This is a genomic window from Pseudomonas sp. 5Ae-yellow, assembly GCF_014077575.1.
In the GTDB taxonomy this organism is placed as follows: Bacteria; Pseudomonadota; Gammaproteobacteria; order Pseudomonadales; family Pseudomonadaceae; genus Halopseudomonas; species Halopseudomonas neustonica.
Genome location: NZ_JACGWE010000005.1, coordinates 168,784 through 179,844, shown reverse-complemented (window position 1 = coordinate 179,844; position 11,061 = coordinate 168,784). Strand labels below are relative to the sequence as shown.

Genomic DNA, 11,061 nt, shown 5'->3' with positions numbered 1-11,061 from the left:
ACGCCATCTCGCCAGCCTGTCAACCCTTATTTTCAAGCTAACTTATTGATTAATAAGCGCTTTACTTAGAGCTTCCTGCTCAGCGAGAGGGCGAATTATAGAGATCTCAGCACGGCCGTCAAGCACTTATTTACCGCAATCCAATAAAAAAGCCCGACCCCCTAACAGGGACCGGGCCTAAGGCCTTATATGGCGGCGCCTATACCGACAAATAGCTACTTATATGTGCCTTGTCGATTTGCTCACCAACCGCTTCGTGGACTATCTGCCCCTTGTCTATCACCAGCATTCGGTCCGCGACATTAAGCGCGAAACTCAAGACCTGCTCCGAGACCACGATACTGATCTTACGCATCTGCTTGATCTCATTCAGCGTGGTAGCCAGCTGCTTGATGATTGAAGGCTGAATCCCCTCTGTTGGTTCATCCAGCAACAGGACTTTAGGATCGGCGGCCAACGCACGGCCGATCGCCAACTGCTGTTGCTGACCACCCGACAGGTTGCCCGCCTTACGATGACGCATTTCCAGCAATACCGGAAACAACTCATAGATATCATCCGGCACCTTGCGACGCCCAGTGACTTCCAGGCCGGCCATGATGTTCTCCTCTACCGTCAGGGTTGGAAATACCATCCGCCCCTGGGGCACGTACGCAATACCGCTGGCTACCCGTTGATAGGACTGCAGCTTGGAAAGCTCCTTGTTATTAAAGGTGATCTCCCCGCCACTGCAAGGAATCATACCGATCAACGATTTGAACAAGGTGGTCTTGCCCATACCGTTGCGTCCCATGATGGCGACAGTTTCGTTTTCGCCGACTTCCAGGTTGATGCCGTGGATCACTTCGCTCATGCCATAACTGACCCGCAAATCGCTTACCGTCAACATGCTCAGACTCCTTATCGGTCAGTGGCCGAGATAAACCTCAATAACCTTTTCGTTTTTCTGCACTTCGTCCATCTTGCCCTCTGCAAGCAATTTGCCCTGGTGCAGCACGGTCACGCGATGGGCAATGTCTTTCACAAAGTCCATGTCATGCTCGATCACGATAACGGAGCGTCCCTTGCTGATACGCCCCAGCAACTCCGCTGTAGCTTCCCGCTCGGAGACACTCATACCGGCGACCGGCTCATCCAGCATTAAGAGCTCAGGGTCCTGTATCAGCAACATGCCGATTTCCAGCCATTGCTTCTGACCATGACTTAGCAGGCCGGCACTGGTATCCAGTCGGTCGCTAAGGTATATGTCCTCCGCTACTTCCAGCACCCGCGCCATCACCTTGTCGGTCACCTTGAAGAACAGGCTGCCGAATACCGTGCGCCCTTTCGGGTAGGACAGCTCCAGGTTTTCCCGAACGCTCAGATTTTCGTAGATAGAGGGAGTCTGAAACTTGCGACCGACCCCCGCTTTGACAATATCGTGTTCAACCAGCTTGGTCAGCTCGGTATCTTTGAACACGATCGAGCCAGACGATGCCTTGGTTTTGCCGCAGATCAAATCCAGCAGCGTCGTCTTGCCAGCACCGTTGGGGCCAATCACAACGCGCACTTCATTACGCTCGACGTACAGATTCAAACCGTCGACTGCTTTAAAGCCATCAAAAGAGACCGTCAGATCTTCAATCGCCAACAATATGGGAGAACTCATGATTGCGCCTCCTGAGCAGCAGACTCGTCGCTACCTTCCTTGCTTTTCGATTTACGCGAGAACAAAGCGAGTACGCGCGGCTGAACATAGTCTTCGTAAATACCCGCCAGCCCCCTGGGGAACAGCAGCACGACAGCAATAAAGAGCGCGCCCATAAACACAATCCAGAGCTGCGGGAACGTTTCGGACAGCATAGTCTTGGCGAGATTGACCAGCAGCGCGCCATATACCGCACCGATCAATGACAGACGCCCACCGACCGCACAGAAGATCACCATCTCGATCGACACCACGGTGCCAACAAAGGAAGGCGACATGAAACCCACCTGCAGTGCGAACATCGCACCGCCGAGTGCCGAGAAAACACCGGCCAAGGCGAACACAAAGATCTTGATATTGGCGACGTCGTAGCCGGAGAAGCGCACGCGGTCTTCCTGATCGCGCATGGCGATAAGCAGCTTGCCGTAGCGACTGCTCAGCACAAACTGGCCAACCAGCACACAGACAATCAACAGCACGCAGCAGAGAAAATAGAGCAGGTACTTGGCACTATCGGGCCGAATATCCCAGCCCAACATCGTGCGCAGGTCGGTGATGCCGTTGATACCGCCGGTATAACCTTGCTGACCAATGATCAGAATGGTCGCAATGGAAGCAATGGCCTGGGTGATAATCGCGAAGTACACCCCGCCTACCCGCCGCTTGAACATCGCCGCACCAATAAGGAAGGCAAACAACGCCGGGACAGTCAGGATAAGCAGGACTGTCAGCGTCAAACTGTGGAAGGGCATCCACATCGCCGGCAGCTCGGTAATCTGGTTCCAGTCCATAAAGTCTGGAATACCCGGCGTACTTTGAATCGACGTGTTCTCCGGGCTGGACGCTTCCAGCTTGAGAAACATCGCCATGCAGTAACCGCCAATTCCAAAAAATACGCCCTGGCCCAGACTGAGAATACCGCCGTAGCCCCAGCACAACACCAGCCCAACCGCGACGAACGCGTAGGTTAGGTACTTGCCAACCAGATTAAGCCGGAACACATCCAGCGTCAGCGGCAAAACCACCAGAAGCAGAACGGTCAGCGCCAGCAACTGCCAAAGCCGTTGCCGCCCCCCAAATGCTGCTATCCATTTTTCCATTTCAATAACCTCCAGCCCGGGCGTCGCTTAGCGACGCACCTTGCTTGCAAATAGCCCCTGGGGACGGAACATCAGAATGCCTACCACGGTCAGCAAGGTAATTACCTTGGCCATGGAGCCGCTCAGGAAGAATTCAAGAATCGACTGCGACTGAGCAATGCCGAAGGCTGAGACCACGGTGCCGAGCAGACTGGCTGCGCCACCGAAGACCACGACCAGGAAGGTGTCGACAATATAGAGCGATCCGGTTGTAGGGCCTGTCGAGGCAATGGTGGTAAAAGCAGCCCCGGCAACGCCCGCAATGCCGCAACCCAATGCGAAGGTAAAACGGTCAACCCGCTGGGTATTGATACCCGCGGCGTTTGCCATTGCCCGGTTTTGCGTGGTGGCGCGCACCTTGATGCCCCACCGCGAGCGATACAGCAGTATCACTACCAGCAGCGTCATCAACGAAGTGATGCCCATCACGAACAGGCCGTTCAATGGAATATCGATAATATCGGTCGGCGCCCACGAACCCATCAGCCAGTCAGGCATAACCACGCTGACTTCACGCGGACCGAAAGTAGAGCGGTAAATCTGTTGCAGGATAAGCCCCAAGCCCCATGTGGCCAGCAACGTATCCAGCGGGCGGCTATATAGGCGCCTGATCAATAGCATTTCGACCAGATAGCCCAATATAAAAGTACCGGCAAAGGCGAGCACCACCGCCAGGGGAAAGTAAAATTCCTGCATCCAGGGCCAGGTTTCCGTGGCCAGTTCAGACACCATCCAGGTGATGTACGCGCCCAAAGTGAGAAACTCACCATGAGCCATGTTGATGACGCCCATCTGCCCGAAAATGATCGCCAGCCCAAGGGCCATTAGCAGAAAGACGCAGAACAGGCTTAAACCACTAAAGCCCTGCATGACGAAGATGGCCGTCAGCTCCTGCGATGTATAACCGCCCATAATTGCTCTCCTAGACTCGGAAGGATGCGGCCGCGAGGGCCGCACCAGGTTGCTTCACGTCACCAGGACGTCTTATTGATAACCTTCCGGGAAGGGATTTGGCTCGATCAGGTCAGATTCGTAGACCACTTCGGCTTGACCATCTGCGTTCCAGCGACCAACACGCAGCTTGCTCCACAGGTGATGGTTGTCGTGAACTTTCACGTAACCCTCAGGTGCGGTAGTCAGCTCGATGCCAGGAGAGGCGGCGGCCACAGCGTCTACATCAAAGCTACCGGCTTTCTCAACCGCTGCTTTCCACAACCACGGGCCAAGATAGGCAGCCTGGGTCACATCACCCATGACACTGTCTTCACCCCAACGCTCTTTGAATGCTGCAACAAAGGCAGCGTTGTTTTCGTTGTCCAGCGACTCGAAGTACTTCATCGCCGAGTAGAAACCTTCCATGTTCTCGCCACCGATGCCGAGCACTTCGTCTTCGGTAACCGAGATGGTCATGATGGTTTGACGATCAGAAGTGATGCCGGCGGCTTTCAGCTGCTTCCACCAAGCGACGTTGGAACCACCAACGATGCTGGAGTAAACGACATCAGGCTTTTTCAGGCGGATCTTGTTAATCAGCGAGCCGAAGTTAGTGTTACCCAGTGGGTAGTACTCTTCACCTACCACAGTGCCGCCCAATACATCTTCGATGTGCTTGCGCGCGATCTTGTTGGAGGTACGTGGCCAGATGTAGTCGGAGCCAACCAGATAGAAAGTTTTGGCGTCTTTCTCTTCAGCGATCCAGTCGAGACCGGCAATAATCTGCTGGGTCGCTTCCTGGCCGGTGTAGATTACGTTCTTGGACTGCTCCAGACCTTCATAGAAAGTCGGGTAGTACAGCATGCCATTTTCGTTTTCGAAGACTGGCAATACCGCTTTGCGTGAAGCCGAGGTCCAGCAACCGAATACAGCGGCCACATTATCCTGCACCAGCAACTTGCGCGCTTTCTCAGCAAAGGTAGGCCAGTCACTGGCGCCATCTTCCTGAATGATCTCAATCTGACGGCCGAGCACACCGCCCGCTGCGTTGATCTGCTCAATAGCCAGCATCTCTGCTTCTACCGAGCCGGTTTCACTAATCGCCATGGTGCCGGTGATCGAATGGAGAATACCGACCTTGACGGTGTCATCGGTAACGGCCAGTCCAGTGGTGTTGACCTCAGTGGCACCGACCATACCGGAAAAGCCCAACCCGGTACTCAGAGCCAGCCCTAGAAGACGACGCTTCCAGGCCGGTTTGCTGCGTGTTGAATCGTGCATAGGGTAAATCTCCTTAGTGTGGGTAACACCGGAAAGCGGGCCTCACTCCCTACCCGCTCGCCTGTCACCCTCACACCAGAGCAACCACTGTGCCAGCCACTCAAAGACGACCTTGAATTTAATTGGCCAAAAAAGGAAAAACCATTCAAATCAAACGTATACCCCCTGAAAAAAGAATCACGCCGCAAGCGCTTCCCGCGCATTGTCAAATGCGCACCCAGCAAAATGACAATGCGCCTCTAACAATGTCATGACAATGTCAGCAACGGCGCCATGACATTGTTAATCCTGACGCTATCAGCTTTGCCATATACAACTTAAATCCTCATTAACGCATTGATTTTTATCGCATTTCAAAATGCAAACAAAGCTGGCACGCCTCATGCTCTAGGTTCAGCACGGGCCATTACCAGGCCTGACAAACCACCCGAAGCAGAGGATTGCCTGTCATGGCTGAAACACTGATCAAAATCGACCTGAGCAAAAGCCCCAAGGAACACGACAACATTCATAACCGTTGGCATCCCGACGTGCCCATGGTTGCCACTGTTAAGCCCGGCGCCGACTTCATCATCGAGTGCATGGACTGGACCGGTGGCCAAATCGGTAACAATGACAGCGCTGAAGACGTGCGCGACGTTGACCTGACCAAGGTGCATTACCTGAGCGGTCCGGTTGCCGTTGAAGGCGCAGAGCCTGGCGATCTGATGGTGGTCGACATTCTCGACATCGGCGCCTTTGCCGACCAAATGTGGGGCTTCAACGGCGTCTTCGCCAAAGAGAACGGTGGCGGCTTTCTTACCGAGCACTACCCTGAAGCCCGCAAGACCATCTGGGACTTCAACGGCATCTATACCAAGTCCCGCCATATCCCCGGCGTTGAGTTTATCGGCCTGATGCACCCCGGCCTGATCGGCTGCCTGCCCTCGCAAGAGCTGCTGGATGAGTGGAACACCCGCGAGCAAGCACTGATCGACACCGATCCGGACCGGGTACCAGGCCTGGCCAATCCGCCTTACGCACCAACGGCCCACGTTGGCCGCGCCACCGGAGACAAAGCCGCCAAAGTAGCCAATGAAGGTGCCCGCACAGTGCCGCCACGCGAGCATGGTGGTAACTGCGACATCAAGGATCTGACCAAGGGTTCGCGCGTGTTCTTCCCGGTGTATGTCAAAGGCGGCGGCCTGTCGATGGGCGACTTGCACTTTTCCCAGGGCGACGGCGAAATCACCTTCTGCGGTGCGATCGAAATGGCCGGCTGGATTCACATCCGCGTCAACCTGATCAAGGACGGCGTGAAGAAGTACGGTGTGAAGAACCCGATCTTCCAGCCCAGCGACATGGCGCCCAGCTATAAGAAGCACCTCATTTTTGAAGGTATTTCGGTCGACGAGAACGGCAAGCAGCATTATCTCGACGCGCACGTCGCCTATCGTCAAGCGTGCCTGAATGCCATTGAATACCTGAAGAAGTTTGGTTACAGCGGTGCACAGGCCTACTCGCTGCTGGGCACTGCACCAGTACAGGGCCACATCAGCGGCATCGTCGACGTGCCTAACGTGTGCGCCACGGTGTGGATCCCGACCGAAATCTTTGATTTCGACATCATGCCAAATGCCGATGGCCCAACCATCGCGGTAACCAGCGACGAAGTACCCACAGCACTCTGGAAGGGCTGACCGCAGGCGCGCGGCCTGCACCACCCTGGCGCAGGCCGCCTTACTTCATTCGCACTAAACGGGAGCGATCCATGCCGCTATACGATTTTGAATGCGCCGCCTGCGGCCCCTTCGAAGCCTTGCTGCCCAGCAGTGAGCGCAACCTGCCACGTGCCTGTCCAGCCTGCAGCCAGCCTATGCAGCGGCTGATTTCAGCACCGCGTCTGCAGAGCATGAACAGCCATCAGCGCAAGGCGCATGAGACCAACGAGCGCAGCGCCCACGAGCCCAAGGTCAGCCAAGGGCACAGTTGTTGCAGTTCAGGTAGTTGTCAGCACAAGCCGCGTGCCGACGGGCAGCCTCCTGCCCTGAAGCAGCAAAGCGGTCCGCGACGACCCTGGATGATCAGCCACTAGGCTGAATCGATGGCAGGCAGTGCCTGCTTGTTGATATTCCTACCGAACATCGGTGACAGGTCGCGCGGACATCCATTCGCCGCGAGGACCTATTCATCTTGAATTTAAAGCCTGAACGGATAGCCCAACAGATGATGAAGCGCGAACTGGTCGTCATTCTGGAAATGGCCAAGCTACTGGAGAAACCGCTGGATGCGCCGCGCACAATTCAAGGCATCCTGCGCCTGCTGTCGCAACTGTATGGGCTGAACTGCGGCCGCGTAAGCCTCCCCGAAGCCAATTCCGACAACCTGCACGTGAAGTACTCCTACGGTCTGGCGGTCGATGATCTCAAGGCGGGGCGCTTTAATCTGCATGTCGACCAGGGCGTCACCGGGTATGTCATGCGTACCGGCTCAATCGGCCTGGTGCCGGATGTCGACAACGAACCCCTGTTCGTGCGGCGCATTACCGAGCTGGCCCACCACGGCGGGGGACGCATGGCCTTTATTTCGGTACCAATTCTGGAATCGGGCAAACCCATAGGCGTGCTCTCGGTTCAGCGCGAAGGCATGCACGAGCGGCCGTTCGATGGTGACATCAGCCTGCTGCGTGTCGCTGCCGCCATGGTTGGCCAAGTGCTGCGTATTCATCAGTTTGTGGTCGAGCAGACCGAGCACCTGGTCAAGGAAAATCAGAACCTGCGACACAGCATCGCGATCGAAGGCATGCTCAAGCAAAGTCTGGCACATGGCATTCTGGGCAGCAGCCCGGCGCTGATGGACGCCGTGCGCTCAACCATCCAGGTCGCCCACAGCGACGCGCCAGTAATGCTGCTGGGCGAGTCCGGCACCGGTAAAGAAAAATTCGCGCGGATGATTCACCAGCAAAGCGACCGCCGCGAGAAGCCGTTTATCTGCATCAACTGCGCCGCGATCCCGGCAGATCTGCTCGAATCCGAGTTGTTTGGGCACACCAAAGGTGCCTTTACCGGCGCCTCGCAGAACAAACAGGGCAAGATTGTGCAAGCCGATGGCGGCACCCTGTTCCTGGATGAAATCGGCGATATGCCCCTGTCGCTGCAGGCCAAACTGCTGCGTGTACTGCAGGAGAAAAAGGTCGACCCGATCGGCAGTAATGAAGCTGTTTCGGTGGATTTCCGCGTCATCACCGCCACCCACGTCAACCTGCAGGCGTCGGTCAACCAAGGCGCTTTTCGGCTGGACCTGTTCTACCGCCTGCACGTCGTGCCAGTTCACCTGCCGCCACTACGCGAACGTCAGGACGATATTCGGCAGCTGGCTCTGCATTTTCTCAACGAACTGAACCACCACTATGAGCGTAACTGGAGCCTCAGTACCGATGCCTTCCCGGTACTCGAAAACTTTGATTGGCCGGGCAATATCCGGCAATTACAGAACGTACTGGAGCGAGCTGCGCTAACCAGTGAGCAGGAATTACTGACCGCTGAGACGCTGCGTCGCGCGCTGTCATCAGAGAGCTCGATCAACGTCCCGGCAGGCAATCGCGCCAGCAACCCACCTGCCGCGACTCAGCCCGTTGCCGTCGCCCCCGTCGCAGAGACGCGTCAGTACGGCCGCTCCTACAACTGGGTGCAGCAGGGCGAAGCCGAGCAAATACGCGCCATGCTGTCGCAAACCAACAACAACCAGTCCGAGGCCGCGCGACGACTCAATATCAGCCTCAGGCAATTGCGCTACCGGGTCGACAAGCTCGGCATTGGGCGCGCCTGAAACACTAACCAACCCGAACGGAGCAGTTACCATGCGTCACGGAGATATCTCAAGCAGTCCCGATACCGTTGGTGTCGCGGTCGTCAACTACAAGATGCCGCGCCTGCACAGCAGAGAAGATGTACTCGACAACGCACGCAAGATTGCCGACATGGTAGTCGGCATGAAGAAAGGCCTGCCCGGCATGGACCTGGTGGTATTCCCCGAATACAGCACCATGGGCATCATGTACGACAACGACGAGATGATGGCCACCGCCGCCACCATTCCCGGCGATGAAACCCGCATCTTCAGCGAAGCCTGCAAACAGGCAAAGACCTGGGGCATCTTCTCGCTGACCGGCGAGCAGCACGAAGAGCATCCGAATAAAGCGCCCTACAACACGCTAATCCTGATCAACGATCAGGGTGAAATAGTGCAAAAATACCGCAAGTGCATTCCCTGGTGCCCCATTGAAGGCTGGTACCCAGGTGACCGCACCTATGTCAGCGACGGCCCCAAGGGCATGAAAATCAGCCTTATCATCTGTGACGACGGCAACTACCCGGAAATCTGGCGTGACTGCGCCATGAAGGGTGCCGAGCTGATCGTACGCTGCCAGGGCTATATGTATCCGGCCAAAGAGCAGCAGGTGATGATGTCCAAGTCCATGGCCTGGGCCAACAACTGCTATGTAGCGGTAGCCAACGCCACCGGCTTCGACGGCGTCTATTCCTATTTCGGCCACTCCGCCATCATCGGCTTTGACGGCCGCACCCTGGGGGAATGCGGCGAAGAGGACATGGGCATACAGTATGCGCAACTGTCGGTCTCGCAGATTCGCGATGCACGCGCCAACGACCAATCGCAGAATCACCTGTTCAAACTACTGCATCGTGGCTACACCGGCATGTACAACTCCGGCGATGGCGACCGTGGCGTCGCTGATTGCCCGTTCGACTTCTATCGCACCTGGGTGCTGGACGCCGAAAAGGCACGCGACGACGTCGAGGCCATGACCCGTAAAACCATTGGCGTGGCCGACTGCCCGGTGGGCGAGCTACCGCATCCCGGCAAGGATCGTGAAGCCGGTGCCTGAAATGGACAGCGGCGCCCGGCGCGCCGCTGTTCCAGCCTTCGCTGACGGATGCAATCATGCCCTTTATCAACGACGTACTGGACGCCAATCAGCAGCACGACACTGAACGCAGACCAGCCACTCAATCACGTTTCCTCTTCGATCCGGACCAGGTGATGGCGCGACTAAGCAGCCGCATCATTGGCCAGAGCGAGGCACTGGACGAAATCAGCAACAGCCTGAAAGTAGTCAAGGCAGAGCTGGGCGACCCACATCGCCCGCTAGCTACCTTTTTGCTGCTCGGCCCGACCGGCGTGGGTAAAACCGAAACGGTGCGCCTGCTGGCAGAAGCCCTGCACGGCAGCAGTGACGCCTTCTGCCGCATTGATATGAACACCTTGGCACAGGAGCACTACGCCGCGTCCCTGACCGGCGCGCCACCCGGGTATGTCGGCAGCAAGGAAGGCACCACGCTATTTGATCGCCAAGCCATCGAAGGCGACTACGGACGACCCGGTATTGTGCTGTTTGACGAGCTGGAGAAAGCCAACGATCAGGTCATTCGTGCGCTGATGAACGTGCTCGACAACGGCCAACTGCGCCTCAGCGCCGGCAACACCACCCTGAATTTTCGCAACAGCCTGATCTTCATGACCTCCAACCTGGGCGCTGGCCAGCAGTCGTCCGGCGCGCGCTGGTTACCGGCACACTGGCGCGCAATACAACAAAAGCGCAGGCAGGAGGCCGCCCTCAGCGCACGGCTGGATCCCGAGTTCATCAACCGCATAGATCACCGCATTCACTATCAAAGCCTACCCGGCGACCAACTGGAGCAGCTGGTCGATCTAGCGCTGGAAAAACTCAATCAGCGTCTCGGGCGACATAAGGTGCAGCTGGTATTGGATCAGGCCGCACGCCAATGGCTGGCGCGACAAGGACACGATCCACGCTATGGCGCACGCGCCATGGCCCGCGCCTTCCGACGCCACCTGGAGCCCGCAGTTGCGCACTATCTACTAAACCCGGACGAGTGCCCGACAGGCAGCCAGCTACGCGCCAGCCTGGGCAAAGGCAATACAACATTACGCATCAGCCCTATAGCCCCTGACCACTAAGGCACAACAAATAGCAGACACAAAAAACCCCGCCGTAGCGGG

General features: G+C 56.7%; 10 protein-coding genes. 5 read left to right on the top strand and 5 right to left on the bottom strand.

Annotated elements, in window-relative coordinates; genetic code table 11:
* Window positions 1-199: 199 nt before the first annotated feature.
* The 5 genes from urtE to urtA all read right to left on the bottom strand — a co-directional run bounded on the left by urtE (window position 200) and on the right by urtA (window position 5,040).
* Window positions 200-889, bottom strand: coding sequence for an urea ABC transporter ATP-binding subunit UrtE (urtE, locus tag H4J77_RS05585; protein WP_182247429.1), 690 nt, complete (start codon window positions 887-889; stop codon window positions 200-202).
* Window positions 890-907: 18 nt separating this feature from the next.
* On the bottom strand, window positions 908-1,648 hold the full coding sequence (gene urtD / locus H4J77_RS05580) for an urea ABC transporter ATP-binding protein UrtD (RefSeq protein WP_182247427.1): 741 nt from the start codon (window positions 1,646-1,648) through the stop codon (window positions 908-910).
* Entirely contained in the window at window positions 1,645-2,787 is a 1,143-nt protein-coding gene (gene urtC, locus H4J77_RS05575) for an urea ABC transporter permease subunit UrtC (protein WP_123890081.1), read from the bottom strand. Before urtC ends, urtD begins: the two co-directional genes overlap by 4 nt.
* Window positions 2,788-2,814: 27 nt before the next feature.
* Window positions 2,815-3,738 (bottom strand): urea ABC transporter permease subunit UrtB, encoded by a 924-nt coding sequence (urtB, locus tag H4J77_RS05570; RefSeq protein WP_182247425.1) that lies wholly within the window; start codon window positions 3,736-3,738, stop codon window positions 2,815-2,817.
* Between the two features lie 72 nt (window positions 3,739-3,810).
* On the bottom strand, window positions 3,811-5,040 hold the full coding sequence (gene urtA / locus H4J77_RS05565; RefSeq protein ID WP_123890077.1) for an urea ABC transporter substrate-binding protein: 1,230 nt from the start codon (window positions 5,038-5,040) through the stop codon (window positions 3,811-3,813).
* A 449-nt stretch (window positions 5,041-5,489) separates the two neighbouring features.
* Here urtA and fmdA point away from each other — a divergent pair, with 449 nt between their 5' ends.
* The 5 genes from fmdA to H4J77_RS05540 all read left to right on the top strand — a co-directional run bounded on the left by fmdA (window position 5,490) and on the right by H4J77_RS05540 (window position 11,019).
* Entirely contained in the window at window positions 5,490-6,719 is a 1,230-nt protein-coding gene (fmdA, locus tag H4J77_RS05560) for a formamidase (protein WP_123890075.1), read from the top strand.
* A 71-nt stretch (window positions 6,720-6,790) separates the two neighbouring features.
* Window positions 6,791-7,114, top strand: a complete 324-nt coding sequence (locus tag H4J77_RS05555; RefSeq protein ID WP_182247423.1) for an FmdB family zinc ribbon protein — start codon at window positions 6,791-6,793, stop codon at window positions 7,112-7,114.
* 131 nt (window positions 7,115-7,245) lie between these two features.
* On the top strand, window positions 7,246-8,847 hold the full coding sequence (locus H4J77_RS05550) for a sigma 54-interacting transcriptional regulator (protein ID WP_182247421.1): 1,602 nt from the start codon (window positions 7,246-7,248) through the stop codon (window positions 8,845-8,847).
* 31 nt (window positions 8,848-8,878) lie between these two features.
* On the top strand, window positions 8,879-9,925 hold the full coding sequence (locus H4J77_RS05545; protein ID WP_182247419.1) for an aliphatic amidase: 1,047 nt from the start codon (window positions 8,879-8,881) through the stop codon (window positions 9,923-9,925).
* A 56-nt stretch (window positions 9,926-9,981) separates the two neighbouring features.
* Window positions 9,982-11,019: an AAA family ATPase gene (locus H4J77_RS05540; RefSeq protein ID WP_182247417.1), complete on the top strand. Its 1,038-nt coding sequence runs from the start codon at window positions 9,982-9,984 to the stop codon at window positions 11,017-11,019.
* The last annotated feature ends 42 nt before the right edge of the window (window positions 11,020-11,061 follow it).

What these genes read in the sequence shown, in the direction of transcription:
- H4J77_RS05555 (WP_182247423.1), top strand. Translation starts at nt 6,791, where the DNA reads ATGCCGCTATACGATTTTGAATGCGCCGCCTGCGGCCCCTTCGAAGCC.
- H4J77_RS05550 (WP_182247421.1), top strand. Translation starts at nt 7,246, where the DNA reads ATGATGAAGCGCGAACTGGTCGTCATTCTGGAAATGGCCAAGCTACTG.
- fmdA (WP_123890075.1), top strand. Translation starts at nt 5,490, where the DNA reads ATGGCTGAAACACTGATCAAAATCGACCTGAGCAAAAGCCCCAAGGAA.
- urtC (WP_123890081.1), bottom strand. Translation starts at nt 2,787, where the DNA reads ATGGAAAAATGGATAGCAGCATTTGGGGGGCGGCAACGGCTTTGGCAG.
- H4J77_RS05545 (WP_182247419.1), top strand. Translation starts at nt 8,879, where the DNA reads ATGCGTCACGGAGATATCTCAAGCAGTCCCGATACCGTTGGTGTCGCG.
- urtB (WP_182247425.1), bottom strand. Translation starts at nt 3,738, where the DNA reads ATGGGCGGTTATACATCGCAGGAGCTGACGGCCATCTTCGTCATGCAG.
- urtE (WP_182247429.1), bottom strand. Translation starts at nt 889, where the DNA reads ATGTTGACGGTAAGCGATTTGCGGGTCAGTTATGGCATGAGCGAAGTG.
- H4J77_RS05540 (WP_182247417.1), top strand. Translation starts at nt 9,982, where the DNA reads ATGCCCTTTATCAACGACGTACTGGACGCCAATCAGCAGCACGACACT.
- urtD (WP_182247427.1), bottom strand. Translation starts at nt 1,648, where the DNA reads ATGAGTTCTCCCATATTGTTGGCGATTGAAGATCTGACGGTCTCTTTT.
- urtA (WP_123890077.1), bottom strand. Translation starts at nt 5,040, where the DNA reads ATGCACGATTCAACACGCAGCAAACCGGCCTGGAAGCGTCGTCTTCTA.